Here is a 26861-nt window from a genome sequence, read left to right as displayed (position 1 = left end):
ACTGATTGTCTGGATTCCTGTCGCCGGCATCGGCGATACCCATCCCCGGAGTTCGTATGACGCTCTTCGACCGCAATTGGCCTGGCCGTTCAGGGACAGTGTTCGCCGGGTGCCACGGGTCCCGCCGGAGGCCGTCATGAGCGAAGCGCCGTCAATCGGGGCGAAGCGTCCGCGGCGAGGCCGCCTCGTGCTGGCGATCGTGGCGCTGGCGCTGGTCGCGCTGGTGGCGTTTCATCTGTTGCGCTCGAAGGCGCCCGCGCCCGGCGTCGCGCCCCAGGTCGTCACGGTCGCGGCCGCGACCACCGGACCGATGCCGGAAACGTTGAACGAACTGGGCACGGTGACCCCGGTCGCCACCGTGACCGTGCTGCCGCAACTGAGCGGCTACCTGACCGCCGTCGGCTACCGCGAAGGGCAGGACGTGCAGAAAGGGCAGTTCCTCGCGCAAATCGACCCGCGCCAGTATGAAATCAGCAAGCGCCAGGCCGAGGCGCAACTCGCCAAGGACAAGGCGGCGTTAGCCCAGGCCCGCGCCGATCTCGCGCGCTATACGCAGCTCAACGAGCGCAAGTCGATCGCCGAGCAGACCTATGCGGACCAGAAATTTCTCGTCCAGCAGGACGAAGCGGCGATCAAGGCCGACGAAGCCAATATCGCGCAATTCGCCCTCGACCTGATCTACTGTCACATCACCGCGCCGGTGTCGGGCCGGGTCGGGCTACGCCTCGTCGATCCGGGCAACTACGTCACCGCGTCGAGTCAACCCGGCATTGCGGTCATTACGACGATGAAGCCGACCACCGTCCAATTCACCGTGCCGCAGACCGCGCTCGACAAGGTGCTGCGGCGCACCAACGCCGGCGCCCAGCTGCCGGTCACGATATTCAGCAGCGACAATTCCCGGCAACTCGCGACCGGCACGCTGTACGCGGTCAACAACCAGATGGCGACCGCGACCGGCACGGTCACGCTGCGCGCCATGTTCGCCAATGACGACGAGGCGCTCTTTCCCAACGAGTTCGTCAACGTCAGGCTGCTGGTCGATACGCTGCAAAACGCGGTGCTGGTGCCGACTCCCGCGGTGCAGAGCGGCGCGCCCGGCGACTATGTGTATCTGGTCAACGCGGACAATACGGTATCGGTGCGCAAGGTCACGCTCGGACCGGGCGACGGCCAGCATACGGTGATCACGTCGGGGCTCGCCGCCGGCAACGTGGTCGTCACCGACGGCATGGACCGGTTGAGCGACGGCGCGAAGATCAAGGCGTCCACGCCCCGGCCTGCTTCGGGGGCTTCGGGGGCTTCGGGGGCTTCGGGGGCTTCGGCTGCCACGCCGGCGCAGGCGCCCGCACCGCCGTCCGCCGCCAGCCGCGCGCGTGCAGCGTCCCTGCCCGACGCGGCCTCCGGGGCTTCGTAGGCCGCCCCGTCGATGAACTTCTCCCGCCTGTTCATCCTCCGGCCCGTGGCGACGTCGCTGCTGATGGTCGCGCTCGTGCTCGTCGGGCTGGTCGCTGTGCGCTTTCTGCCGGTCTCGTCGCTGCCCGCCGTCGACTATCCGACCATCCAGGTGCAGACCTTCTACCCGGGCGCCAGCCCGAACGTGATGGCAACCACCGTCACCGCCCCGCTCGAAGTCCAGCTCGGCGAAATTCCGGGCTTGCAGCAGATGGTCTCGTACAGCTCGGAAGGCGCGTCCGTCATCACCCTGCAATTCGATCTCTCGCTCAATCTCGACATTGCCGAGCAGAACGTGCAGCAGGCGATCAACGCCGCCAACAGCTTTCTGCCCGCGGGTCTGCCCGCGCCGCCGACCTACGCCAAGGTCAACCCCGCCGACCAGCCGATCCTCACGCTCGCGGTCACCTCGAAGTCCATGTCGCTCACGCAGTTGCAGGACGCCGCCAACAATCGTCTCGCCACCAAGATCTCGGAAGTGCCGGGCGTCGGTCTCGTGACGACTGCCGGCGGCAACGTGCCGGCCATACGCGTCGAAGCGGATCCGCAAAAGCTCGCCGCCTACGGCCTGAATCTCGACGATCTGCGCACCCTGCTCGCCAACGTCAACGTCAGCCAGCCGAAAGGCAATTTCGACGGTCCCGAACTCGACTACACGATCAACGCGAACGATCAGATCGTGGACCCGCAGGACTACCTGGACTCCGTGATCGCCTATCAGAACGGCGCGCCGGTGTATCTGCGCGATGTCGCGCGCGTGAGCCAGGCCGCGCAGGACGTCGAGCGCGGCGCGTGGTACAACCGCACGCCGGCCATCGTGCTGAACGTGCAGCGTCAGCCGGGCGCGAACGTGATCGCCACCGTGAACCAGATCATGAAGCAGTTGCCCGCGCTCGAATCCACGCTGCCCGCCGGCATGCAGGTGACGGTGGTGGCGAACACCACGGGCGTGATCCGGTCGTCGGTCTCGGACGCCGCGTTCGAACTGGTGCTCGCCGTCGTGCTGGTCGTGCTGGTGATTTTCGTGTTCCTGCGCAATGTGCCCGCCACCATCATTCCGAGCATCTCGGTGCCGGTGTCGTTGATCGGCACGCTCGCCGTGATGTACCAGCTCAACTACTCGATCGACAACCTCTCGCTGATGGCGTTGATCATCGCCACGGGCTTCGTCGTCGACGACTCGATCGTGATGATCGAGAACATCGTGCGCTATCTGGAGGAAGGCAGGACGCCGCTCGAAGCCGCGCTCGAAGGCGCCGGCCAGATCGGCTTCACGATCCTCTCGCTGACGGTCTCGCTGATCGCGGTGCTGATCCCGCTGCTGTTCATGGGCGGCGTGATCGGCCGGCTCTTCAGCGAATTCGCGATCACGCTCGCGGTGACGATCGTGATTTCGGCGGTGGTCTCGCTGACCGTCGTGCCGATGCTGTGCGCGCGCCTCCTGCGCGCGCAGGCGCAACGCCATCCGAGCCGCTTCGAGCGGTTCAGCGAAGGCGTGTTCGACAGGACGCTCGCGGCGTATGAACGCGGCCTGCGCTGGGTGCTCGATCACCAGACGCTGACGCTGGTGGTCGCGCTCATCACGGTGGCGCTCACCGCGATTCTGTACATCGTGATTCCGAAGGGGCTGTTCCCTGTGCAGGACGTCGGCGTAATCCAGGGCATCAGCGTGGCCGACAATTCGGTCTCGTACCCGGCCATGGTCCGGCGTCAGAGCGCGCTCGCCGACGCGATTCTGAAGGACCCCGACGTGGTGTCGCTGACCTCGTATGTCGGCATCGACGGGACCAATCCGACGCTCAACAACGGGCGCTTTCTGATCAATTTGCGCCCGCGCGACGACCGCTCGGCGAGCGCCGCAGAAATCGGCCGCCGGCTGCAGCAGGAAGTCGCCGACGTGCCCGGCATCCGTCTGTATCTGCAACCCGAGCAGGACCTGACGCTCGACACCGCGATCTCGCGCAACCAGTACAACTTCGTGCTGCGCGGGCCGAACCAGCAGGCCTTCAACCAGTATGTGCCGGCGCTGATCGCGCGCATGAAGCAGATTGCCTCGATCACGGACGTCACGAGCGACCTGAACACCAACGGCCTGAGCGTGAACGTCGAAGTCAACCGCCAGCTCGCCGCGCGGTACGGCATCACCGCGGCCACGATCGACAACGCGCTGTACGACGCGCTCGGCCAGCGCATCGTCTCGACCATCTTCCAGCAGTCCGACCAGTACCGCGTGATTCTCGTGGCGAAGCCCGAAACGCTGCCCACCGTGCAGTCGATCGGCAATCTGTATCTGCCGAGCCAGACCAGCAGCAGCGGCCAGGTGCCGCTGTCGGGCATCGCGAAGATCAGCATCACGCAATCGCCGCTGATGATCAGCCATCTCGCCCAGTTCCCGTCGGTGACGATCTCGTTCAACCTCGCGCAGGACGCCTCGCTCAGCGCGGCCGTCGCCCAGATCCGCGACGCCGAGCGCGCAGTCGCCCTGCCGCCGTCGATCACGTCGTCGTTTCAGGGCGCGGCGCAGGCATTCGAAGACTCGCTCACGAGCGAGGTGTATCTGCTGATCGCCGCGCTGGTCGCCGTCTATATCGTGCTCGGCGTGCTGTACGAGAGCTACATTCACCCGGTGACGATCCTCTCGACGCTGCCGTCGGCCGGCATCGGCGCGCTGCTCGCGCTGATGATCGCGGGCAGCGACCTCGACGTGATCGGCATTATCGGCATCGTGCTGCTGATCGGCATCGTCAAGAAGAACGCGATCATGATGGTGGACTTCGCGCTCGAGGCAGAGCGCGTGCACGGCAAGCCGGCGCGCGAGGCGATCTTCGAAGCGTCGCTGCTGCGCTTGCGGCCGATCCTGATGACCACGCTCGCGGCCATGCTCGGCGCGCTGCCCATGCTGCTCGGCACCGGCACCGGCTCCGAATTGCGCCGCCCGCTCGGGCTCGCGATCATCGGCGGCCTTACGCTCAGCCAGGTGCTGACGCTGTTCACCACGCCGGTGATCTATCTGTTCTTCGACCGCCTTGCGCAGCGCGTGAAGGAGCGGCGCCGCGCCGCGAGCGAGGGCGCCGCCGCGCCGCCGGAGAGCGCGCCGTGAACCTCTCGGCGCTCTTCATCCGGCGCCCTGTGGCGACCGCGCTGCTGGCGGTCGCGATCCTGCTGTCCGGCGTGCTCGCGTATTTCCGGCTGCCGGTCGCGCCGCTGCCGAACGTCGCCTTTCCGGTGATCGCGCTGCAGGCGAACATGGCGGGCGCGAGCCCGGAAATCATGGCCGCCACGGTCGCCCAGCCGCTGGAGCGGCGCCTTGCCACCATCGCCGACGTGAACCAGCTCACCTCGATCAGTTACGTGGGCTCGTCGATGATCATCGTCGTGTTCGGTCTGAACCGCGATATCAACGGCGCGGCGCGCGACGTGCAGGCCGCCATCCAGGCCGCGCGCGCCGATCTGCCGACCACGCTGCGCAGCAACCCGACATACCGCCAGTACAACCCGGCCGGCGCACCGATCATGGTGCTCGCGCTGACCTCGGACACGCTGACGAAAGCGCAGCTCTACGACTCCGCCGATTCGGTGATCCAGCAGCAGTTGTCGCAGGTGGACGGCGTCGGGCAGATCACGCTCGGCGGCGGCGCCTTGCCTTCGGTGCGCGTCGAGCTGGAGCCGGGCAAGCTGAATAGCTACGGCATCGGCCTGGAAGACGTGCGCGCGGCGATCGGCGCGGCGAATGCGAATAGCGCGAAAGGCCACATCGACCAGGGCGAGCAGCGCTATGTGGTCACCTCGAACGATCAGATCAGCAAGGCCGCGCCATATCGCGACGTGGTGATCGCGTATCGCGACGGCGCCCCCGTCCTGCTGCGCGATGTGGCCCAGGTGCGCGACTCGAACGAGAACATTCGCAACGCCGGGCTCTACAACGGCAAATCGGCGGTGCTCGTGATCGTCTATCCGACCCCGGGCAGCAACGTGGTGCAGACGGTCCAGCAGATCCAGTCGCGCCTGCCGATCATCGAAGCCGCGTTGCCGAGCGCGATCCACGTGAACGTCGCGATCGACCGTTCGGAGTCGGTGCGCGCCTCGGTGGCCGACACGGAGCGCACGCTGTTCATCGCGGTGCTGCTGGTGGTGGGCGTGGTGTTCGTGTTCCTGCTGTCGCCGCGCGCCACGCTGATTCCGGCGGTCGCGCTGCCGCTGTCGATCGTCGGCTCGTTCGGACCGATGTATCTGCTCGGCTATAGCATCGACAATCTCTCGCTGATGGCGCTGACGATCGGCACCGGCTTCGTGGTCGACGATGCCGTGGTGGTGCTGGAGAACATCGTGCGTCATCTCGAAGCCGGCCTCGATCCGAAGGAAGCCGCGCTGCGCGGCAGCGCCGAAGTCGGCTTCACGGTGGTTTCGATGAGCCTCTCGCTGATCGCCGTGTTTCTGCCGATCCTGCTGATGCCGGGCATCGTCGGGCTGCTGTTTCACGAGTTCGCCGTCACGCTCTCGATTGCGATCCTGATATCGCTGCTCATCTCGCTGACGATCACGCCGGTCATGTGCGCCTACCTGCTCAGCCGCGAGCGCACGACGCACGTGCAGTCGCGCTGGGCGCGCCGGGCCGAGGCGCAGTTCGAGCGCTTCAAGCAGGCGTATTCCCGCTCGCTCGCGGCGGCGCTCGATCATGCGCTCGCGGTGGTCCTGTTGTTGATCGCCCTGCTCGTGCTCAACGTGTTCCTGTTCCCGCTACTGTCCGCCACGTTCTTTCCGGAGCAGGACACCGGCATTCTGATCGGCCAGATCATCGCCGATCAGAGCGTCTCCTTCAACGCCATGGAAAAGAAGCTCGCGCAATTGCAGGCGATCGTGAAGGAAGACCCGGCGGTGGCGTCGGTGGCGGGGTTCACCGGCGGGCGCGCATTGAACACGGCCAACGTGTTCATCGAACTCAAACCGCTCGCGCAACGCCATCTCTCGGCAACGGAGGTGGTCAACCGGCTGCGTCCCCGGCTCAATGCCGTCTCGGGCGCGCGGCTCTTTCTGCAGGCGCAGCAGGATCTGCAGATCGGCGGGCGCCAGGCCGCGGCCGAATACCAGTACACGCTCACCAGCGACGACGCCAACGCGCTCTTCACGTGGGTGCCGAAACTCGTCACCGAGCTCGGCAAATACCGCGGAAAACTGGAAGACGTGAACTCGGACCTGCAGCAGAACGGTTTGCAGACCTACGTGCGCTTGAACCGCGCGACCGCGGCGCGCTACGGCCTCCAGCCGAACCAGATCGACAACGTGCTGTACGACGCCTTCGGCCAGCGCACCGTGTCCACCATCTACAACCCGCTCAATCAGTACTTCGTCGTGATGGAAGTCGCGCCGGCCTACTGGCAATATCCGCAGGCGCTCAACCAGATCTTCCTGAGCACGGCCGCCGGCAACGCGAGCGGCACGCAGCAGACGCAGATGTCCCGCGCCACCGTCAAAGCCGTGCCGCAGGCGGCGGCCGTCAGCAGCGCGTCGAGCACCGGGGCGAACACGAACTCGCTGAACGCCGACGCCGAAGCGAACCAGCAGACCAACAGCATCTCGAACAGCAAGGGCGGCAATTCCAGCGGCAGCGCGGACAGCACCGCGGCCGAAACCATGGTCCCGCTTGCCGCGATGATGACCTTCTCGAACAGCCGCACCGCAACCCAGGTGAACCACCAGAGCGGCCTCGTGGCCGGCACCATTTCGTTCAATCTGCCGGCCGGCGGATCGCTGAGCGAGGCCGGCCGGCTGATTGCGCAGGCCGAGCGCGAGATCGGCATGCCCGCGTCGGTGCACGGCGCGTTCGCCGGCGCCGCACAGGCCTACGGGCAGTCGATGGGCGCCGTGCCGCTGCTGATTCTCGCCGCGCTGGTGGTGGTCTACCTCGTGCTCGGCGTGCTCTACGAGAACACAGTGCACCCGCTCACGATCCTGTCGACGCTGCCGTCGGCGGGCATCGGCGCGACACTCGCGTTGCTCATCTTCGGCACGCCCTTCTCGGTGATCGCGATGATCGGCATCATTCTGCTGATCGGCATCGTCAAGAAAAACGGCATCATGATGGTCGACGTCGCGATCCAGTTGCAACGCCATGAGGGCATGAATGCGCGCGATGCGATTCACGAGGCGGCGGTGGTGCGGCTGCGCCCGATCATGATGACGACCGCGGCCGCCGTGCTGGGCGCGGTGCCGCTTGCGATCGGCATCGGCCAGGGCGCGTCGCTGCGCCAGCCGCTCGGCGTGACGGTCATGGGCGGCCTGCTCGTGAGCCAACTTTTTACGTTGTACACGACACCGGTGATCTACCTGTATCTCGACCGGCTGCGCGCGCGACTCGCGAGATGGTCGGCGCGCCTGCCATGGAATCGCCGCGACGCAGCATCGGATACGAGCGCATGATGAAGACGATCTCCCTCACCCGACTGGCCGGCATAGTGGCGGCACTATCGACTGTGTTGACGGGCGGCTGCATGGTCGGCCCCGATTATCACCGGCCGCCCGTCGCCACGCCCGCCACGTGGAAAGAACTGCCCGGCTGGACCGAGGCGCAGCCCGCCGCCGAACGTCCCAAGGGCGACTGGTGGACGGCCTTCAACGACCCGCTCATCGACGAACTCGAGCCGCTCGTCTCGGTATCCAACCAGACCGTGCGTCAGAACTATGCGAATTACCAGCAAGCGCTGGCCGAAGTGCGGCTCGCGCGCAGCGCCCTGTTCCCCACGATCGGCATAACCGGATCGGCGACCCGCGAACGTTCGTCGACCGGCAATCTGAGCAGCAGTCTGGTGGGCCGCTCGGGCGCGAGCAGCTTCCAGCGCATCAACAACGCCGGCTCGCTCGAAGCCAACGCGAGTTGGGCGCCCGATCTGTGGGGCCTCGTGCGCCGCAACATCGAAGAAAGCGCCGCCACCGCGCAGGCGAGCCAGGCGACGCTCGCCAACGCCACCCTCTCCGAACAGATCGCGCTGGCGAATGCGGTGATCGACCTGCGCGTGACGGATGCCAATATCGACTTGCTCAAACACACCGTGGCTGCGTTCGAGCAATCGTTGCGCGTGGTCGCCGAGCAGGACAAGGCCGGCACCGTGCCGCCTTCCGATCTGGTGAGCGCCCGCACGCAACTGGAGTCGGCCCAGTCGAACCTGATTGCGCTGGGTGTGGCGCGAGCTCAATACGTTCATGCGATCGCCGTGCTAGTCGGCAGGAATCCAGAAGAACTGGACGTGCCCACCAACACCACGCTGCCGACGCTGCCGTCCATACCGCTTAGCGTACCGTCCACGCTTCTGGAGCGCCGGCCCGATATTGCCGCCGCCGAGCGGCAGATGGCCGCGCAGAACGCCGCGATCGGAGTGGCCGTCGCGGCGTATTACCCGACGATCTCGCTGTCGGCACTGGACGGCTTCACGCAGTCGCCGTTGAACGGGCTGCTGCATATCGCCAATTATGTCTGGTCGTTGGGCGGCCAGGCGAGCGAGACGCTTTTCGACGGCGGGCAACGCAGCGCCCAGGTCGATGCGGCAAAAGCGTCTTACGACGCGGCCCTCGCCAACTATCGCGGCACCGTTTTGACGGCATTCCAGGGTGTGGAGAACGACCTTGCCGGCTTGCGTATCCTCGCGCAGCAAGCCGAGGTGCTGGAGCGCGCGGTACGCGACGCGACGCGCGGCACCGAGATCGCGCGCAATGAATACGAGGCGGGCACCGTGGACTTTACGACCGTCGCGACCGCGCAGGCCACGCAGTTGAGTCTTCAGCAGACCGCATTGAACGTGCAGCAAACGCGGCTGCTCGATGCGGCGTCGCTGATCGGCGATCTGGGGGGCGGATGGTCCGACAGCGAGCTTGCCGATCCTCGGAAAGCGGTCCAGCGGCAAGTGTCGCCGTAGGTCGGAGCGGCCTCGTCGCCAGACCGTTGTCGCTGTCGAAATTGCAGTGCATACCGGCAATCCGCGCGGGTGGGAAGCCCGGCGGCATGGTCTGATTCCGGGCGTTGCCCGGATGATTCGATTCAGTGAACCATCGTCACCGGCGTGACCGTTCGCCTCGCCAGCGAGGCAAGCATGGCGAGCCGGCGAAAGAAGCCCATATGGCTCGCGTCGATCACCATGACGTCCGGGCGAGTCGTCGCCGCGTAGTCCGCGACCGCTTTCGTGCGATGCCCGAAGACCCGTTTCCAGCGGTAAGGCACGCCGGCTTCTTCGAGAATCGTACGGGCGTCGATCAACGCCTTCAGCATGGCCTGCTTCTCATGGCGCAACAGGAAGCTACGGGAGTGGAAGGCCGCCGCGCGCCCTTCCCCGACCGGTTCGAGGACCTCCAGTAGTTCGACTTCCGTTACACCGCGCTCGAGAAACATGAACGCCGCGTAGCGCGCGGCCTGGACGGCGCCACCATGATCGAGGACGGGAATCAGCATTCGTATCATCGAGAAATCCTGGGTGTCGAACGGTGTGTAACTCGAGGTTAGCTAAAGCCGCGTTAACGCCGTGTAAAAGTATTAGCCGTTCGCTCGAACAAGCGGATACGGCCGGCCGGCGCGCCGCCGCTAGGCCTGCATCGCCGCCGGATTCAGTTCGACATGCAAGATCACGAGCCATCGCTTCGGGCAGTCCTCGGCGATCTGCAAGTCCTGCTTGCCGTCGCCGCCGTTCTTCACAAAGCCCTTCTCGCGCGCGAGGCCGAACGCGCGCCGCGCATCGGCCTGCAACCACAGCGTCACGAGCCCGCAGGTCAAGCAGCTGAAAATCCACAGCGATTCAGGCGGCAGCGCGGGATCGAGTTGCTGGGCGGCGTAGTTGAAGAGTGTCGTGAGAACCTGATTGGTGACGAACACAATGGCGATGAGCTTGCACAGCCCCCTGAACCTCATGGCGGGTCTTGACGGTGTCATGGCATATCAGACGCCGAGCATGCGGCGTGCTTCGAGTTCGGCCAGTTCCAGCGCTTGCCCGGAGCTAGCCACAGGCCTTCCGCAACGGCGCCCGGTGATCCGCTGGACCGGTTGGTCGTGCCGCACGGTCGTCACGCGCAATGCACCTTTGAACATGTGACCCGGAGCGGGAAACACGCAAGCCTCGACGGTCACACCGCCCCTGGTTTGTTTGAACGCCATATGAGCCCCTGCAAATCTCGCGATTGTGTTCTTTGTCGAACCACCAGCCGCCCACTATACGGAGGACCTCGTAAAGACCGCGAAACGATTTCAATGGGCCGCGTAAAAATGCTGTGAAATGGGCCGGGCACCGACGAGCAGTTAACGAGCGCCCGTTTCGGCGTCGATACGCCCAGGACACGCCGGATCCCGTTGGAGGCTTGTGGCGTTGATGTCCAACGCAAGGTACTCGGCGTGCGAGGTCTCTACAATCATGTTGCAGCGGGTGGCCCGCCACGTGGACAAAGACTCACGCCCTTGCCGACGATCACGCGCGCGAGCTGCCTGGCCCAGCATGGACCTCGCACATTCAGTCGAAAAGGTTTGGGTTGTCGCGCAATCGTTACGGGAGTCAAACGCTAAACGGCATTCGAGCGCCGATTATGTCCGTCGTGTCATCGGTAGAGATCCGCTACGAACGCTCGCCGCGATCCTCGCGAGCCCCCCTCAAAATCCGCGATCACGCTCGCAGCCGATCGCACACGCGATCGTACCAACCGCGCCGATCGCACCTACGCCGATGCCTAACCCAACCCCTAGTCCAAGGGTTTCCAGCGTAGTCGAACAACCTTGCAATCCGCCGATTCCCGCCAGCATGGTGGTCAAAAAAAGCCGCCGCACATTCGCTCCGGACAGGAGGACTCTGCATACGCGACCAGTCATGTTCTGGCTTCCTTTCTAGTTCCATGGGTGGTTTGAAAATTGACGATGCAGCTTCATCACCTATGTTACCGACCTGCTCCCGGCTTATAAAACGCGATTAGATACCCTTAGGGCGAAGCGCTTACCAAAGCTTTCCAGTCAGTGCGCTCGCTCAGAAGGACGTGCCGATCTGAAACTGGAACTTCCGATATTTGCCGGTCGCGTGTTTGACGATCGGCAAGCCAAGCGAAAGCTTGAGCGGGCCAATAGGTGAAATCCATTCGAGACCCGCGCCGTAGCTGTGGCGCAAACCGTTGGCGCCGGTGCTGTTGCCTTCGTTGCCCCAGACATTGCCGGCGTCGAGGAATCCGTCAGGGACCCACGCCCGCTCCCGCTTGGGTTGCTTCTCCAACAATTCGTCACGCCGGCCGCCGCAGTGATGCCACTACACCGGAAACGTCATCGACACCACGAACCCACCATCAGACGCGTTATCCGCATGAAAATCGCCGCCGTTATACCGCACCAGACGCCGCACGATCGCGAGGCCTAAACCGCAATGCGCATCGCCGCCGCGCGCTTCGTCGAGTCGCCCAAAGGGTTGCAGCGCGCGGTCGAGCTGGTTGCCCGGTATGCCGCCGCCATGATCGCGCACCTCGAGCGTGAAGCGGCCGTTATGCCGGGACGTCGAGATTTCCACCGGCGGTTCGCCGTAGGTGAGCGCGTTCTCGATCAGGTTCGTCAGAATCCGGTCGAGGTCGACGAGCGGCAACTCGAAGCCGTCACCGGCGCGCAGATTCAGACGCACGAGTGTGTCGTCAGCGAGACTGTCGCCGTAGTGGCGGCGGCAATGCGCATCGACATGGGTGCGCGGTGAGGTGTCCGCAGTCTCACGCGCAAAGTCCAGAAACTGCGTGACGATCCGCGACAGCGACTCCGCATCGCGCAGGAAGCCGCGACGGTTCGCTTCGTCGGGCAGCAGATCCGCGCGCACCTGCATGCGCGTAATCGGTGCGCGCAGATCGTGCGCCACGCCGGCCAGCATCACCGCGCGATCCTGCTCGGCCTGTGCGAGTTCGTGCACCATCTGGTTGAAGTCGCCGATCAACTCCTTCAACTCGCGCGGACCGCTCGCCTCGACAACCGGCGCGCGATGGCCCACGCGGAACTCGCGCGCCGCGAGCGCCAACCGATGCAACGGGCGCTGTAAATGCCACGCGCCGAACAACGCGATGATCACCGCGAAGACCAGCATGGTCGCCGACGCACCGAGAAAACGCCGCGCCGGCAGCATCGAATTCTGCAGCTTGAGCCAATCCGGGTTGCCCGCGTAGTGCACCCACACCGTGCCGTCGTCGGCGTCGACCACCACCTGACTGCCGGGCGGCAACTTCGCACGCAAGTCGCGTTCGAACGGACCCGAGGTGTTCTCACACGGCGCCGGACAGCCTGACGCGATCGCGTCGCCCGCTTTCACATACGACATGCCGAGTATCGCCGATACATGCGAAGCGGCCAACGCGCCATCATGTTCGGCCTGAACCGCGAGAAGCAGCGCGCGCTGCGCATGAGCCGTGTCGATCTGGCCGCGCTCACGGTCCACGAGCACCAGGGCGGTAATGTGAACCAGCACGATCAGGCTCACGGTCATCAACGAGAGCCGGCCGAACAGCGTGTTAAAGGGATTGGTCATCGTCACTGCCGCGAGGCACGAACATGTAGCCGGTGCCACGTATCGTCTGGATCAGACGCGGATTGGCGGGATCGTCTTCGAGCAGGCGGCGCAGGCGCCACACCGGCACGTCGATACCCCGCTCGGTCACTTCCGAATACGGACCGTGCAGCAGGTCGACGAGCTTCGAGCGCGACAGCGTTTCCATCGGATGCTGGGCGAGCACCTCGAGCAAGGCGTATTCGCCGCCGGTCAGCTTGAGCGGCTCGTCCTCGCGAAATAGTGTGCGGCTGGCGAAATCGAGCCTGAAGCGGCCGAAGCGTAGTGTTTCGCGCTTCTCGACCGGCGACCCTGCCGCAGGCGCCGGTTGCGCGTGCCGGCGCAGCACCGCATGAATACGCGCGAGCAGTTCCTGCGGCATGAACGGCTTGCCGAGATAGTCGTCGGCGCCGAGTTCGAGACCGACCACGCGATCCACACCCTCGGCGCGTGCCGTCAGCATGATCACGGGGATCGCGTCGCCATTCGCGCGCAATTGCTTGAGCGCGCTGAGTCCGTCGATGCCCGGCATCATCAGATCGAGCACGATGATCGAGGGCCGCTCGCGTTCGAGCCGGCGGCTCAAATGATTGGCGTCGTGCAGCACGGACATCTCGATGCCACGTTGCTGGAAGAAGGTTCGAAGCAGGTCACGAAGGTCGGCGTCGTCGTCGACCAGCAAAACCTGGATGGGCGTGTCTGGCATGGCTAGGCCCCGATCGATGAGGAGAGTTGACGCACGGCAGTTCCGCGCGCCGGCCACTTGTCGAAATATAACGAATTGCGCGACGCGAGCGGTTGCGGGTTCTTAGCCACGCTTACAGTTTATTACGGCGGCGCTGCCAGCTCGAGCGTCTTGCGCACGGCATCACGTTCCCACTACATCCGCTCACCTCGCCCTCACGCCACGAGCCGCGCTCCGTTACAAGTCGTAATCCCTGTCTAAGCCACCGTAAGACGTTGGTCTCTATGCTGGGTCCCATCCAGCCGCTGGCGCAGCGCCGCGTGGGCTCTTTCGCGAGCGAACGGCGCATGCCAGACGGACCTTGTTCGAATCCAGTCGAAGGATGCTCACAGCATGCCCACTCTCACCATCGTGGTTGAACCGTTACGGCGCGCGCCGGCGTTCACGCTGCTTGCGTCGGCCATTGCCGCCGCCACGTTCATGTTGTCCGGTTGTGGCGACGAGGCGTCGCATGGGCCCGTGCAGTCGGTGCCCGAAGTCAGCGTCCAGACCATCACCCCGCATACCGTCGTGTCGAGCACCGAATTGTCCGGGCGGCTCTCGGCGATTCGCGTCGCCGAAGTCAGGCCGCAGGTCGAAGGCATCGTCAGACAACGCCTGTTTACCGAGGGCTCGCAGGTCGCGGCCGGCGCCGTGCTCTATCAGATCGACGCGTCCAGTTATCAGGCCGCCTACGACCAGGCGATCGGCACGCTGGCCAAAGCGGTGGCGACGGCGAGCGCCGCGCAGACCAAGGCCACGCGCTACGCCGAACTCTCAAAGATCCAGGGCGTGAGCCGCCAGGACTACGACGACGCCGTCGCCGCGCTGGACGAGGCGAAAGCCGACGTCGTCGCCGACCGCGCCGCGCTGAAGACCGCCGCGATCAATCTCGGCTACACCAGGGTGGTGGCGCCGATTGCGGGCCGCATCGGCAAATCGAGCGTGACCGAAGGCGCGCTCGTGACCGCTGAGCAGACCACCGCGCTCGCGACGGTGCAGGCGACGAGCGAGATGTATCTCGACGTCACGCGCTCCTCCGCGGATTGGCTGCGTCTGCAGAAGGAATTCGCGAGCGGTCAATTGCAGCAGTCCGGCACGGACGGCGCCGTGGTTCATCTGGTGATGGAAGACGGCAGCACCTATGCGCAAGCCGGCAAGCTGCTGTTCTCCGATATCACCGTCGACACCACCACCGGTTCGGTGACCTTGCGCTGCGTGTTCCCGAATCCTGACGGCGTGTTGCTGCCCGGCATGTTCGTGCGCGCGCGGCTCGAAGAAGGCGTGAACCAGCAGGCGATCACGGTGCCGCAACTCGCGGTTTCCCGTGCGTCGGACGGCTCTGCCAGCGTGCTCACCGTCGGTGCCGGCAACAAGGTCGTGCAAACAGCCGTGACGGCCGACACCGCATCAGGCAGCGACTGGCTCGTCACGAGCGGCCTCAAGGCGGGCGATCGCGTGATCGTCGCGGGCTCGCAGAAAGCGCGTGCCGGTGCGGTGGTCAAGCCCGTCGAAAGTCCCGGCACGTCCGGCATAACGGCCGCGCCCGCCACCGCGGACAACCCGTCGGCAGCCCATAGTTAGAGCGAGAATCTCATGGCAGGATTTTTTATCAACCGACCGATCCTCGCGTGGGTCATCGCCATCGTCATCATGATGATCGGCGGCGCTTCCATTGGGACGCTTCCTATCGAACAGTATCCGAGCGTGGCGCCGGTTTCCGTGCAGGTCACGGCAACGTATCCAGGAGCCTCGGCCGAAACCATCGCGACCACCGTCACCCAGGTGATCGAACAGAAGCTGAGCGGCATCGACCATCTGCTCTATATGTCGTCCACCAGCAGTTCGTCCGGGCAGGCGCGCATCACGCTCACGTTCCAGCAGGGCACCAACGCGGATATCGCGCAGGTGCAAGTGCAGAACAAGGTCGAGCAGGCCAGTTCGTCGCTGCCGCAGACGGTTCAGGAGCAAGGCGTGCAGGTCGCGAAAGCGGCCAACGCGTTCCTGATGATCGTGTCGCTGTCGTCGACCGACGGCAGCATGAATTCCATCGATCTGGGCAATATCATCGCGACGCAGATCGAGGACCCGCTCACGCAGATCGACGGCGTGGGCGACGTTATGCTGTTCGGCGCGCAACACGCCATGCGCATCTGGCTTGACCCGGTGAAGCTGCAGGCGGTTGGGCTCACCACCGCCGACGTCACCACCGCTATCACGAATCAGAACGTGCAACTCTCGGTGGGCCAGATTGGCGGCTCGCCGTCCACGAAAACGCAGGCCATCAACGCGACCATTTCCGCGTCGAGCCTGCTCACCACGCCCGCGCAGTTCGGCGCGATCCTGCTGCGCGTGAACAGCGACGGCTCGAAGGTCATGCTCAAGGACGTCGCGCGCGTCGAGGTGGGCGGCGACGACTACAGTACGGACTCGCGCCTGAACGGCAAGCCGGCGGCCTCGCTCGCGGTCAAGCTCGCGAGCGGCGCGAACGCGATGAGCGTCGCGAAGGCCGTGCGCGCCAAGCTCGACGAACTGAGCGGGCAATTGCCGCACAACGTGGTAGTCGACTATCCGTACGACACCACGCCGTTCGTGAAGATCTCGATCGAAGAAGTGGTGAAGACGCTGATCGAAGCGGTCATGCTGGTTTTCGTCGTGATGTACGTGTTCCTGCAGAATCTGCGCGCGACGCTGATTCCGACCATTGTCGTGCCGGTCGCCTTGCTCGGCACGTTCGCGGTAATGTCGGCGGTCGGATTTTCGATCAACGTGTTGTCGATGTTCGGGCTGGTGCTGGCAATCGGCCTGCTGGTGGACGACGCCATCGTGGTTGTCGAAAACGTCGAGCGGCTGATCGCCGAAGAAGGACTGTCTCCGGTCGAAGCCACACGCAAGGCGATGAAGCAGATCACGGGCGCACTGGTCGGCATCACGACCGTCCTGATCGCCGTGTTCATTCCGATGGCGTTCTTCTCGGGCTCGACGGGCGCGATTTACCGGCAGTTCTCCGTCACGATCGTCGCGGCGATGCTGCTTTCGGTGTTCCTCGCGCTGACGCTCACGCCGGCGCTGTGCGCGACCTTGCTGCGGCGTACCGACGTCGAGCATCACGCGAAACGCGGCGTGTTAGGCTGGTTCAACCGCGTGCTTGCGCGCGGCACGGATCGCTACGACTCGGCGGTCTCGCGCGTGGTCGGCAATCCGATGCGCTACATGGTGATCTACGTGTTGATCGCGGGCGTCGTGGCGCTGCTCTTCATGAAGCTGCCCTCGTCGTACCTCCCCGACGAGGATCAGGGGATCATCATCACCTCGATTTCCGCGCCGGTCGGCACGCCCGCCGCGCAGACGCTGGAAACCGTGAAGAAGGTCGAAGCCTACTATCTCGGGCTTGCGCAGGTCGACAAGATCATCGCACTGACCGGGTTCAGCTTTAACGGTTCCGGACAGAACAACGCGTTGACCTTCGTACAGCTCAAGGACTGGAGCGCCCGGCGCGGCAAGGACGGCTCGGCGGCGGCGCTCATCCAGCGCGCCAACATGCACTTCGCCGCCACGCGCGACGCGCAGATTTTCGCGCTCAACCCGCCGGCCATTCAGGAGCTCGGCACACAAAGCGGCCTCGACTTCGAACTCGAAGACCGCGCGGGCCAAGGCCACGACAAGCTGATGACAGCGCGCCAGCAACTGCTCGCGCTCGCGGCCAAAGACCGTGCCTTGTCCGGCATGCGTCCCGGCGGTCTCGACGACACGCCGCAGTTCCATGTCGACATCGACCGTGAGAAGGCGAGCGCCCTTGGGCTCTCCATTGCCGATGTGAACGATACGTTGCAGACGGCGTTCGGCTCTTCGTATGTGAACAACTATGTCGATACGGGGCGTATTCAAAAGGTCTACGTCCAGGCCGACGCGCCGTACCGGATGATGCCGTCGGACATCGGCCGATGGTATGTGCGTTCGAGCACCACAAGCAGTTCGAGCAGTTCGAGCAGCACCACTTCGACGAGCAGCGGCTCGACCAGCAGTTCAACCACGAGCGGCTACGACGGCGAGATGGTGCCCTTTTCCGCCTTCGCCACCGGCAAATGGACCTTCGGGCCGCCGCAGATCGAGCGCTTTAACCGCACGCTGGCGATGGAAATGACCGCGCAAACCGGCGCGAACACCAGCACCGGCCAGGCGATGGACGCCGTCGATGCGCTCGTCAAGAGACTGCCCGCGGGCTACGGCATCGACTGGACCGGGCAATCGTACCAGGAGCGCATTGCCGGCTCGCAAGCGATCTATCTGTACGCGATTTCGCTGATCGTGGTGTTCCTCTGCCTGGCCGGCCTGTATGAAAGCTGGTCCATTCCGATCGCGGTGATTCTGGTGGTGCCGCTCGGCGTGCTCGGGGCGGTGCTGGGCGCGCATATCCGCGGGCTCTCCGACGACATCTATTTCAAGGTCGGCCTGCTCGCGACCATTGGCCTGTCCACCAAGAACGCAATCCTGATCGTCGAATTCGCCAAGGACCTGCAGGCGCAGGGGCGCGGGCTGATCGAGGCCACCATCGAAGCCGCGCGGCTACGGCTGCGGCCGATCCTGATGACGTCGCTCGCCTTCGTATTCGGCGTCCTGCCGCTCGTGATCAGCACAGGCGCCGGTTCGGCGAGCCGTCATGCGATCGGTACCGGCGTGATGGGCGGGATGATCGCCGCCACGTTCCTCGCGATCTTTTTCGTGCCGGTGTTCTTCGTCGTCGTGCGACGGCTGTTCGGCGAGCACGGCGACACCAGCCAACAGCAAGGGGTGAAATGATGAAACTCAAACTCGGTGCCTGCGCAGTAGCGTTCGCGCTCGCCCTGCTCGCGGGCTGCACGCTCGATCCACACTATGAACGGCCCGTCGCGCCGGTTGCTGTGGCGTATCCGCAAGGCGACGGCTACGAAAGCACGAGCGCGGCGGCAGCGTCAATGAGCGCGAGCGGCACGGCCGCGGCAGCACCGCTCGCCGTCGATACCGCGTGGCGAAGCTTCTTTCGCGATGAACGTCTGCAGCGGTTGATCGGGATCGCGCTGGCGAACAATCGCGACATGCGCGTGGCAGCGTTGAACGTTGCCGAATACGAAGCGCAATACCGGATTACGCGCGCCGCGCTTGCGCCGTCGATCAGCGCGAGCGGCAGTCTGACTCGCGAGCGGACCCAAGGCGTGACGAGCAGCGTCAGCGATCTCAATGTCGGCACGACGTCGTGGGAAATCGATTTCTTTGGGCGCTTGCGCAGCCTCAAGCGTCAGGCGCTGGAGAACTATCTCGCCACGGATGCATCGCGCCAAAGCACGCAGATCAGTTTGATCGCGACCGTGGCGAGCGACTATCTGACCTTGCTGTCCGATGAGCGACTGCTGCAGTTGACCGAAGACACGGTCAAGGCGGATCAGTCGACCTACGAGGTCACGAAGCGCGTGCAGGAGTTGGGCAACTCTTCTCTACTGGACGTGCAACAAGCCGAGAATTCTCTGGCGAGCGCGAGGGCCAGCCTCGCGTCTTATCGTCGTGCCGTCGCGCAAGACCGCAACAATCTGGTCGCCGTGCTCGGCGCGCCGATTCCCGATGACCTGCCGCCTGCCCGCTCATTCGACGACGAGTCCATGTTCGCCGACATCGGTGCCGGCGTGCCGTCGCTGTTGCTCACCCGGCGTCCCGACGTCGTGCAGGCCGAACATGCGCTGAAAGCGGCGAACGCCAACATCGGCGCCGCGCGCGCGGCGTTCTTCCCGAAGATCGAGTTGACGGCGACGGCCGGCACGTCGAGTTCGACGCTCTCGAGTCTGTTCAAGGCCGGCACGGGAGCATGGGCATTTGCGCCGAGCGTGTCGATGCCGATCTTCGATTACGGTAGCAACAAGGCATCGCTCGATGTTGCGAAGATCGAGAAGCAGATCGAGGTCGCCGACTATGAAAGCACGATCCAGACGGCGTTCAAGGAAGTATCGAATGCGCTGACGGCACGCGCCACCTACATCGATCAGGTGCACGCGGATCGCGAATACGTAACGTCTTCGCAGCGTTACTACGCACTGGCCGAAGCACGTTACAAGGCGGGCACGGACAGCTTTCTGACCCTCCTCGATGCGCAGCGCACGCTCTACACCGCGCAACAGCAACTCGCGACCGATACGCTGTCCCGGCAAGCCAATCTCGTGACGCTGTACAAGGTGTTGGGCGGAGGTTGGGAGCAAACTGAAAGCATGTAGGCGAGAGGAGTCGGGAGCCGGCGAAGCCCGAGACGTCGGGCCGGCGGATCACCGGATGCGCTGATGACAATGCCTTGGGTGACATCTATCGCCCCACTGCCCGTAGTGCTTTCGTGCATATCGTAAAAATACGATATATAATTCGCCTTGTAACGATGCAGGCGCGCGCACCAATCAGCGCCACGCCTGCCTGTTGTCGAAAACCTTGAAACCAACCCAATGACGCTCGACATCGACGCGATTCACAAAGCACTGGCCAACCCGGTTCGCCGGGAGATTCTCGGCTGGCTGCGCGAGCCGTACGCGCATTTCGCCGACCAGGAATTGCCGCTCGATCACGGCGTGTGCGCCGGCAAGATCGACGCGGCCTGCGGCCTGTCGCAGTCCACCGTATCGGCACACCTTGCGGCCTTGCAGCGCGCGGGTCTCGTCACGTCGAAGCGGGTCGGTCAATGGGTGTTTTTCAAACGCAACGAGCCGGTCATCCAGGCGTTTCTCGAGCACATGAACAGCCAGCTCTAGGCGCTTGATCCGCATCGCCGCACTCCTTTCATCACGCAGTTTTTTGTCACGCTCGGGCCACGCGCCCGCCGTCAAAGGTGAACTCATATGCCGACTCTTTTCGATCCGCTGCAAATTGGCGACATCACGCTGCCGAACCGCATCATCATGGCGCCGCTTACACGCCAACGCGCCGGAGAAATCCGCGTGCCGAACGCGCTGATGGCGAAGTACTACGCTGAACGCGCAACCGCCGGCCTGATCATCAGCGAAGCGACTTCGGTCACGCCGCAAGGCGTGGGCTATGCCGAAACGCCGGGCATCTGGTCGCAGGAACAGGTTGAAGGCTGGAAGCTCGTTACGAGCGCCGTGCATGCCGCCGGCGGCAAGATCTTTCTGCAACTGTGGCACGTGGGCCGCATTTCCGATCCGCTGTTCCTGAACGGCGAACTGCCGGTCGCGCCGAGCGCGATCGCCGCACAAGGCCACGTGAGCCTGGTGCGTCCGGAGCGCGCCTATGTGACGCCGCGCGCCCTGGCGCTCGACGAAATCGCCGGCGTGGTCGAAGCATTCCGCAAAGGCGCGGAGAACGCCAAGGCAGCCGGCTTCGACGGCGTCGAAGTACACGGCGCGAACGGCTATCTGCTCGACCAGTTCCTGCAGGACAGCACCAACAAGCGTACCGACGCGTACGGCGGCCCGATCGAAAACCGCGCCCGCCTGCTGCTCGAAATCACCGACGCCTGCATCGGCGTGTGGGGCGCGAACCGCGTCGGCGTGCATCTCGCGCCGCGCCGCGACGCACACACCATGGGCGATTCGGATCCGGCCGCCACCTTCGGTTATGTCGCCCGTGAACTCGGCAAGCGCAAGATCGCGTTCATCGCCGCACGTGAAGCGCTCGGCGACGACCGTCTCGGCCCGCAATTGAAGAAAGCATTCGGCGGCCCGTATATCGCGAACGAAAAGTTCACCCGGGAAACCGCACAGCAGGTGCTCGAGGCGGGTGAGGCGGACGCGGTCGCATGGGGTCAGCTGTTCATTGCAAATCCGGACCTGGTGCGTCGCTTCGCCACGAATGCGCCGTTGAACCAACCGAATCCGGCGACCTACTACGCACGCGGCGAAACCGGCTATGTGGATTACCCGACGCTGGAAACCGTGGAGTAACCACGGAAACAAACCGGGAAAGGCGAAGCTATGGGCGGAGCCGGCGGAGGTTAGGCTGCCGGGTTAGAGCAGCCAATGCATTGGCAGTACGCTGAAAAAAGGCGCGGCAGGCGCGGCAGGAACGAACTGTTCCGGTCACATCTGCCGCGCTTTTTCATGCCCGTGCACAGCGCGGGCGTAGCTCCGGTCACGCCAGGTCGCGCCGCATGAAAACGCGCTTTGATTCATCGAGTCCTCGCGCAATATGCGCATTGCGCCGTTCGATCAGCGCGGCGTCCAGCTCGGCTTCTTCAATATCGCGAAACCCGAGCCGCCGGTAGTACGGCGCATTCCACGGCACCTCGCGAAACGTCGACAGGATGAGTTGCGAGAGCCGTCGCGCACGCGCGTGTTGCGCGACCTGCTCGATGAGCGCCGCGCCGATACGCTGTCCGGCATACGCGGTAAGCACATCGAGTTCCTGCACGTAGATGCGCGTGGGCTGCTGCTCGAACATCACGAAACCGGCGCACGTTGCATCGGCATCGGCATCGACGGCGACGATGATCTCCCGTGCCGCGATCTTGCGAACGACGAGTTCCAGATCCATAGGCGGCGCGTCCGCGATCCCCGCCATGTCGACGCTGAAAAAGCGCTGCCCTGCTTCGGATTCGATCGTGCGGATCGCGTTCGCGTCGGACTGGCCGGCAAACCGGAAAGTGATGGCGGGACCGTGTTGCATGGGACGTTTCGTCGTTTTGTGTGGGTCGTCATTCTCGGCGACATGCCCAGATATTGACATCGCCGTAGACAAAAAGACAAGCGCGCGAGTCTTCTTGGTACCGAACACCTGAGCACGCGAGCGCTCGGCGCCCACGCCCGCACCGCGCTTCGCAGCGAGGCCGGCAGAGCCTGCGCCCATTCTCCACCTCGCCCATCCCCAACTTGACTTCAGGCATATACGAAGGTAACCTTCGTAGGTAGCCTTCATATTTATCGCAACATGACCAAGCAAGACTCCCCGATCGATCCCGACGCCCTGCACATCGTGGCGGAAGACTTGCGCGTGCTGGTCGGCAAACTGCGCCGCCGCCTGCGCGAAGAGTCGCACGTCGGCGATTTCACGCCTTCGCAGGTGCAGGTACTCGGCTTGCTGGAGCGCGAAGGTCCGGCCACGGTCACCGCGCTGGCGCGCGCCCATGGCATGCGCCCGCAATCCATGGGCGAGACGCTGTCGGTTCTGAAAGCCGCCGGGCTGGTCAGCGGCGCGCCCGATCCGAACGACGGCCGGCAAACGGTTCTTTCCCTCACCCCCGCTTTCCGCAAGAAGATCAAGGCAAGCCGCGCGGCGCGCGAAGACTGGCTGTTCCGCACTATCCAGACGCGCTTCTCGGCGGCCGAGCAACGACAACTCGCTGCCGGCGTCGACTTGCTCAAACGCCTCATCGACTCGTAACTCCCAGGAGCACTTCATGGCACTCACCACGCTCGATGCAAAGACCGCACTGATCGTCATCGATTTGCAGCGCGGCATCGTCGCGCTGCCCACCGCGCATCCCACCGGCGAAGTCGTCGAGCGCGCGGCCGCCCTTGCGCAGGCCTTTCGCCGCCACGGCCTGCCCGTGGTGCTCGTCAACGTGGCCGGCGGCGCGCCGGGCCGCGCGGAACAGGCGCGCAACACCGGCGACTTCCCCGCCGGCTTCACGGATCTGGTGCCCGAGCTGAACGCGCAGCCGTCCGATCACCGGGTCACCAAGCGCACCTGGGGGGCGTTTACGAACACCGATCTCGAAGCGTACCTGCGCGAGCAAGTCGTCACGCAAGTGGTGCTCGTGGGCGTGGCGACCAGCATCGGCGTCGAATCCACCGCGCGCTACGCACACGAACTCGGCCTGAACGTCACGTTCGCCGTCGACGCCATGACCGATCTCCATGCGGACGCTCACGCCAACAGCCTCACGCGCATCTTCCCGCGCCTCGGCGAAACGGGCACGACGCAGGAAGTGCTCGCTCTGCTCGAACACTCGCGCGCATGACCTCGGGCCAGAACCCGCCTCGCAGTTCGCGCGCCGCGCGAGCTATCCCTGTGAGCATTCCCGCGAGAACAGTCCGGTGAATGGCACTTTCCGTTCGCTGGGCAATTTCAACTACCGGGTCTGGGCGAGCGGCGCGATCGTCTCCAATGTCGGCACGTGGATGCAACGCACGGCGCAGGATTGGCTCGTACTGACGGAACTCACGCAACACAACGCGACCGCCGTGGGTATCGTCATGTCGCTGCAGTTCGGCCCGCAAATGCTGCTGTTGCCGCTGACCGGTTACGCCGCCGATCACTTCGACCGTCGCAAGCTGCTGTTCGCGACCCAGGCGGCCATGGGTTCTCTCGCGTTGGGCCTCGGCATCCTCACCGTCACCGGCCTCGTGCAGCTGTGGCACGTGTATGTATTCGCGGGACTGCTCGGCTGCGTCACCGCGTTCGATTCGCCGGCACGCCAGACGTTCGTGTCGGACCTGGTCGGCGAGCACGATCTGTCGAACGCGGTCGCGCTGAATTCCACCTCGTTCAACGCGGCCCGCATGATCGGCCCCGCGGTCGCCGGGCTGCTGATCGCCTCGGTAGGCACCGGCTGGGTGTTTCTGATCAACGCGCTATCTTTCATTGCGGTGCTCGGTTCGCTGCGCATGCTGCGCGTGAGCGAACTGCATCTGAAGCCTCGCGCCGTGCGCTCGCACGGCAGTTTCGTGGAAGGCTTCAAGTACGTGTGGAAGCGGCCCGACCTGAAGGCCGCCTTGCTGATGCTGTTCCTGATCGGCACCTTCGGCCTGAATTTCCCGATCTTCATCTCGACGATGTCGGTCACCGCGTTTCATGCGGGCGCCGGCGAATACGGCGTGTTGAGTTCGACCATGGCGCTCGGCTCCGTCACCGGCGCGCTGCTTGCCGCGCGCCGGGCGAAACCGCGCATGGCGCTGCTGCTCGGCGCGGCGGCCGTGTTCGGCGTGGGCTGCACGGTGGCCTCGTTGATGCCCAACTCTGTGCTGTTCGGCCTTGCGCTGATCGTGATCGGCGTGTCGACGCAAACCTTCACGACCTCCACCAACAGCCTGGTGCAGCTTTCCACCGAGCCGGCCATGCGCGGTCGGGTGATCGCCATTCTGCTGGCCATCGCGCTGGGCGGCACGCCGCTCGGCGCGCCGGTCGTCGGTTGGGTCGCGAACCGGTTCGGCCCGCGCTGGGCGCTCGGCGTGGGCGCGGCGTCGGGTTTCGCGGCGGCGCTGGTCGGCCTGCTCTATCTGGTGAAGTATCGCCAGCTGCGTGTCTATCTCGAGGCGGGACGCCTGCGCTACAGCGTCGACGACCCGCGCCAGGCGCCGGCTTACGTGAGCCCGGCGGCCGCGGTGCAGAACGCTGTACTGAGCGAAGTGGAGGAAGATTCGTCGTCGGGCGTTTAACGGCCCGTTGACACAGCTTCATGAAAAAAGCCGCGCCTGAATCGGGCGCGGCTTTTTTCATGGGAGCGGACTTGCCCGATAACTTACTTCGCCACCGGCATCGTGAATTCAGCACCCTTGGCGATGCTGTCCGGCCAGCGCTGCATGATGCTCTTGTAGCGCGTATAGAAGCGCACGCCCTCTTCGCCGTAGGCATGATGGTCGCCGAACAGCGAGCGCTTCCAGCCGCCGAACGAATGCCATGCCATCGGCACCGGAATCGGCACGTTGATACCGACCATGCCCACCTGAATCTGCCGGCCGAACGCACGCGCCACACCGCCATCCGACGTGAAGAGCGAGACGCCGTTGCCGAACTCGTGCGCGTTGATCAATTCGACGGCGCTCGCAAAGTCCGGCACACGCACCACCGCCAGCACCGGGCCGAAGATCTCTTCCTTGTAGATCTTCATTTCCGTGCCGACATGGTCGAACAGCGTGCCGCCGACAAAGAAGCCGTCTTCGGCCGCCACCGGATGCGCGCGGCCGTCCACGACCAGCTTCGCGCCTTCCGCCTCGCCCGACGCGATATAACCGGCCACCTTGGCCTTATGTTCGGCGGTAACCAGCGGACCCATTTCGGCGTCGAGATTCTCGCCGTTCTTGATGACGAGCGATTTGACGCGCGGCACCAGCTTCTCGATCAGTGTGTCGGCCACGTTGCCGACCGCCACCGCGACCGAGATCGCCATGCAGCGCTCGCCCGCCGAACCGTAGGCCGCGCCGATCAAGGCGTCGACCGCCTGGTCGAGATCGGCGTCGGGCATCACCACCAGATGGTTCTTCGCGCCGCCGAGCGCCTGCACGCGCTTGCCGCGCTTCGACGCTTCCGTATGAATGTATTCGGCGATCGGCGTCGAGCCGACGAACGAGAGCGCCGCCACATCCGGATGATCGATCAGCGCATCCACGGCCACCTTGTCGCCGTTGACGACGTTGAACACACCGTCGGGCAAACCGGCTTCCTTCAGCAGCTCGGCAATCCGCAGCGACGCCGACGGATCACGCTCCGACGGTTTCAGCACGAACGTATTGCCGCAGGCGAGCGCGACCGGGAACATCCACATCGGCACCATGACCGGGAAATTGAACGGCGTGATGCCGGCGACCACACCCAGCGGCTGACGCAGATTCCAGTTGTCGATGCCGCCGCCGATCTGGTCGGTGAAGTCGGTCTTGAGCAGGTTCGGAATACCGCACGCGAACTCGACCACTTCGATGCCGCGCACCACTTCGCCTTGCGCGTCCGTGAACACCTTGCCGTGTTCGCGTGTGATCAGCATCGCCAGTTCGTCGTGATGCGTGTTCAGCAGTTCCTTGAACTTGAACAGAATGCGGGCGCGCTTGAGCGGCGCGGTTTCGCTCCAGGCGGGGAAGGCAGCCTTGGCGGCCTGGACCGCCACATCGACTTCCTCGACCGACGCGAGGGCGACCGAGCCGGTCACCTTGCCCGTGGCGGGATTGAACACGTCCTTGAAGCGGCCGCTGGTCGGCTCGGCCGGGGCGCCGCTGATGTAATGGCCCAACTGCCGCACCGACAGCTTCGCTTGTTCGTTCACTACGTTCATGTCCTTACCTCGTATTCGGGATCAACCGCGGCATATCGCCACCGGGTCATAGGCAAAAAATCAGGCTACGTCGCACGCGCCGGGCGGCCATCCGCTCGTCGGCAGGCTCCATTGAGACTTGCCAACTGTATCGACGGCGCCGGTCATACTCCCGATACAGCCAAATAAAACCGCGCCTCACTGTATTGTTTTTTGCGTGGCAACTGTA

19 protein-coding genes and 1 pseudogene are annotated in these 26861 nt (G+C 64.6%); 12 read left to right on the top strand and 8 right to left on the bottom strand.

Going from position 1 to position 26861, the window contains the following annotated elements:
* Positions 1 to 136: 136 nt before the first annotated feature.
* The 4 genes from CJU94_RS20200 to CJU94_RS20185 are packed head-to-tail and all read left to right on the top strand — an operon-like array spanning position 137 to position 9362.
* Entirely contained in the window at positions 137 to 1417 is a 1281-nt protein-coding gene (locus CJU94_RS20200) for an efflux RND transporter periplasmic adaptor subunit (RefSeq protein WP_095420510.1), read from the top strand.
* 12 nt (positions 1418 to 1429) lie between these two features.
* The gene (locus CJU94_RS20195; protein ID WP_095420509.1) at positions 1430 to 4555 is read left to right on the top strand and encodes an efflux RND transporter permease subunit; all 3126 of its coding nucleotides are present in this window, start codon (positions 1430 to 1432) and stop codon (positions 4553 to 4555) included.
* Complete coding sequence (locus tag CJU94_RS20190) at positions 4552 to 7872, top strand: efflux RND transporter permease subunit (protein ID WP_095420508.1); 3321 nt, start codon at positions 4552 to 4554, stop codon at positions 7870 to 7872. Before CJU94_RS20195 ends, CJU94_RS20190 begins: the two co-directional genes overlap by 4 nt.
* The gene (locus CJU94_RS20185; RefSeq protein WP_095422711.1) at positions 7869 to 9362 is read left to right on the top strand and encodes an efflux transporter outer membrane subunit; all 1494 of its coding nucleotides are present in this window, start codon (positions 7869 to 7871) and stop codon (positions 9360 to 9362) included. The genes CJU94_RS20190 and CJU94_RS20185 overlap by 4 nt, the downstream gene beginning before the upstream one ends.
* Positions 9363 to 9484: 122 nt before the next feature.
* Here the strand turns inward: CJU94_RS20185 and CJU94_RS20180 are convergent, their stop codons facing one another.
* The 6 genes and pseudogenes from CJU94_RS20180 to CJU94_RS20150 all read right to left on the bottom strand — a co-directional run bounded on the left by CJU94_RS20180 (position 9485) and on the right by CJU94_RS20150 (position 13686).
* The gene (locus CJU94_RS20180) at positions 9485 to 9892 is read right to left on the bottom strand and encodes a universal stress protein (RefSeq protein ID WP_425272221.1); all 408 of its coding nucleotides are present in this window, start codon (positions 9890 to 9892) and stop codon (positions 9485 to 9487) included.
* A gap of 129 nt (positions 9893 to 10021) precedes the next feature.
* Positions 10022 to 10366 (bottom strand): hypothetical protein, encoded by a 345-nt coding sequence (locus CJU94_RS20175; protein WP_095420506.1) that lies wholly within the window; start codon positions 10364 to 10366, stop codon positions 10022 to 10024.
* Positions 10367 to 10372: 6 nt separating this feature from the next.
* Positions 10373 to 10588 carry a hypothetical protein gene (locus tag CJU94_RS20170; protein ID WP_095420505.1) on the bottom strand — a complete coding sequence of 72 codons (216 nt, stop codon included), beginning with the start codon at positions 10586 to 10588 and terminating at the stop codon, positions 10373 to 10375.
* Between the two features lie 853 nt (positions 10589 to 11441).
* Positions 11442 to 11636, bottom strand: a pseudogene (locus CJU94_RS20160) (BamA/TamA family outer membrane protein); the annotation flags it as partial.
* Positions 11637 to 11714: 78 nt separating this feature from the next.
* On the bottom strand, positions 11715 to 12962 hold the full coding sequence (locus tag CJU94_RS20155; RefSeq protein ID WP_095420503.1) for an ATP-binding protein: 1248 nt from the start codon (positions 12960 to 12962) through the stop codon (positions 11715 to 11717).
* Positions 12946 to 13686: a response regulator gene (locus tag CJU94_RS20150; protein ID WP_095420502.1), complete on the bottom strand. Its 741-nt coding sequence runs from the start codon at positions 13684 to 13686 to the stop codon at positions 12946 to 12948. Before CJU94_RS20150 ends, CJU94_RS20155 begins: the two co-directional genes overlap by 17 nt.
* Positions 13687 to 14058: 372 nt before the next feature.
* Here CJU94_RS20150 and CJU94_RS20145 point away from each other — a divergent pair, with 372 nt between their 5' ends.
* From CJU94_RS20145 to CJU94_RS20125, 5 genes are all read left to right on the top strand, one after another.
* The gene (locus CJU94_RS20145; RefSeq protein WP_095420501.1) at positions 14059 to 15288 is read left to right on the top strand and encodes an efflux RND transporter periplasmic adaptor subunit; all 1230 of its coding nucleotides are present in this window, start codon (positions 14059 to 14061) and stop codon (positions 15286 to 15288) included.
* Between the two features lie 12 nt (positions 15289 to 15300).
* Positions 15301 to 18504: an efflux RND transporter permease subunit gene (locus tag CJU94_RS20140; protein ID WP_095420500.1), complete on the top strand. Its 3204-nt coding sequence runs from the start codon at positions 15301 to 15303 to the stop codon at positions 18502 to 18504.
* Positions 18501 to 19943, top strand: a complete 1443-nt coding sequence (locus tag CJU94_RS20135; protein ID WP_095420499.1) for an efflux transporter outer membrane subunit — start codon at positions 18501 to 18503, stop codon at positions 19941 to 19943. The genes CJU94_RS20140 and CJU94_RS20135 overlap by 4 nt, the downstream gene beginning before the upstream one ends.
* 219 nt (positions 19944 to 20162) lie before the next feature.
* Positions 20163 to 20465, top strand: coding sequence for an ArsR/SmtB family transcription factor (locus CJU94_RS20130; RefSeq protein WP_095420498.1), 303 nt, complete (start codon positions 20163 to 20165; stop codon positions 20463 to 20465).
* Between the two features lie 87 nt (positions 20466 to 20552).
* Entirely contained in the window at positions 20553 to 21614 is a 1062-nt protein-coding gene (locus tag CJU94_RS20125) for an alkene reductase (protein WP_095420497.1), read from the top strand.
* 187 nt (positions 21615 to 21801) lie between these two features.
* Here the strand turns inward: CJU94_RS20125 and CJU94_RS20120 are convergent, their stop codons facing one another.
* Positions 21802 to 22335: a GNAT family N-acetyltransferase gene (locus CJU94_RS20120; RefSeq protein ID WP_095422710.1), complete on the bottom strand. Its 534-nt coding sequence runs from the start codon at positions 22333 to 22335 to the stop codon at positions 21802 to 21804.
* Between the two features lie 261 nt (positions 22336 to 22596).
* Between CJU94_RS20120 and CJU94_RS20115 the strand changes: the two genes are divergently transcribed.
* From CJU94_RS20115 to CJU94_RS20105, 3 genes are all read left to right on the top strand, one after another.
* On the top strand, positions 22597 to 23049 hold the full coding sequence (locus CJU94_RS20115) for a MarR family winged helix-turn-helix transcriptional regulator (protein ID WP_095420496.1): 453 nt from the start codon (positions 22597 to 22599) through the stop codon (positions 23047 to 23049).
* Between the two features lie 16 nt (positions 23050 to 23065).
* Positions 23066 to 23629: an isochorismatase family protein gene (locus tag CJU94_RS20110; protein WP_095420495.1), complete on the top strand. Its 564-nt coding sequence runs from the start codon at positions 23066 to 23068 to the stop codon at positions 23627 to 23629.
* Between the two features lie 76 nt (positions 23630 to 23705).
* A complete protein-coding gene (locus tag CJU94_RS20105; protein WP_095420494.1) occupies positions 23706 to 25046 on the top strand; it encodes an MFS transporter in 1341 nt (446 codons plus the stop codon).
* An 83-nt stretch (positions 25047 to 25129) separates the two neighbouring features.
* Here the strand turns inward: CJU94_RS20105 and CJU94_RS20100 are convergent, their stop codons facing one another.
* Positions 25130 to 26653, bottom strand: a complete 1524-nt coding sequence (locus tag CJU94_RS20100; protein WP_095420493.1) for a CoA-acylating methylmalonate-semialdehyde dehydrogenase — start codon at positions 26651 to 26653, stop codon at positions 25130 to 25132.
* Between the last annotated feature and the right edge of the window lie 208 nt (positions 26654 to 26861).

The organism is Paraburkholderia aromaticivorans (assembly GCF_002278075.1).
GTDB classification, from domain to species: domain Bacteria; phylum Pseudomonadota; class Gammaproteobacteria; order Burkholderiales; family Burkholderiaceae; genus Paraburkholderia; species Paraburkholderia aromaticivorans.
The sequence above is the reverse complement of the archived record's forward strand: the minus strand, read 5'-3'. Positions and strand labels throughout refer to the sequence as shown.

What these genes read in the sequence shown, in the direction of transcription:
- CJU94_RS20175 (WP_095420506.1), bottom strand. Translation starts at nt 10,366, where the DNA reads ATGACACCGTCAAGACCCGCCATGAGGTTCAGGGGGCTGTGCAAGCTC.
- CJU94_RS20145 (WP_095420501.1), top strand. Translation starts at nt 14,059, where the DNA reads ATGCCCACTCTCACCATCGTGGTTGAACCGTTACGGCGCGCGCCGGCG.
- CJU94_RS20110 (WP_095420495.1), top strand. Translation starts at nt 23,066, where the DNA reads ATGGCACTCACCACGCTCGATGCAAAGACCGCACTGATCGTCATCGAT.
- CJU94_RS20120 (WP_095422710.1), bottom strand. Translation starts at nt 22,335, where the DNA reads ATGCAACACGGTCCCGCCATCACTTTCCGGTTTGCCGGCCAGTCCGAC.
- CJU94_RS20155 (WP_095420503.1), bottom strand. Translation starts at nt 12,962, where the DNA reads ATGACCAATCCCTTTAACACGCTGTTCGGCCGGCTCTCGTTGATGACC.
- CJU94_RS20150 (WP_095420502.1), bottom strand. Translation starts at nt 13,686, where the DNA reads ATGCCAGACACGCCCATCCAGGTTTTGCTGGTCGACGACGACGCCGAC.
- CJU94_RS20115 (WP_095420496.1), top strand. Translation starts at nt 22,597, where the DNA reads ATGACCAAGCAAGACTCCCCGATCGATCCCGACGCCCTGCACATCGTG.
- CJU94_RS20185 (WP_095422711.1), top strand. Translation starts at nt 7,869, where the DNA reads ATGATGAAGACGATCTCCCTCACCCGACTGGCCGGCATAGTGGCGGCA.
- CJU94_RS20140 (WP_095420500.1), top strand. Translation starts at nt 15,301, where the DNA reads ATGGCAGGATTTTTTATCAACCGACCGATCCTCGCGTGGGTCATCGCC.
- CJU94_RS20170 (WP_095420505.1), bottom strand. Translation starts at nt 10,588, where the DNA reads ATGGCGTTCAAACAAACCAGGGGCGGTGTGACCGTCGAGGCTTGCGTG.
- CJU94_RS20180 (WP_425272221.1), bottom strand. Translation starts at nt 9,892, where the DNA reads ATGCTGATTCCCGTCCTCGATCATGGTGGCGCCGTCCAGGCCGCGCGC.
- CJU94_RS20200 (WP_095420510.1), top strand. Translation starts at nt 137, where the DNA reads ATGAGCGAAGCGCCGTCAATCGGGGCGAAGCGTCCGCGGCGAGGCCGC.
- CJU94_RS20125 (WP_095420497.1), top strand. Translation starts at nt 20,553, where the DNA reads ATGCCGACTCTTTTCGATCCGCTGCAAATTGGCGACATCACGCTGCCG.
- CJU94_RS20195 (WP_095420509.1), top strand. Translation starts at nt 1,430, where the DNA reads ATGAACTTCTCCCGCCTGTTCATCCTCCGGCCCGTGGCGACGTCGCTG.
- CJU94_RS20130 (WP_095420498.1), top strand. Translation starts at nt 20,163, where the DNA reads ATGACGCTCGACATCGACGCGATTCACAAAGCACTGGCCAACCCGGTT.
- CJU94_RS20135 (WP_095420499.1), top strand. Translation starts at nt 18,501, where the DNA reads ATGATGAAACTCAAACTCGGTGCCTGCGCAGTAGCGTTCGCGCTCGCC.
- CJU94_RS20100 (WP_095420493.1), bottom strand. Translation starts at nt 26,653, where the DNA reads ATGAACGTAGTGAACGAACAAGCGAAGCTGTCGGTGCGGCAGTTGGGC.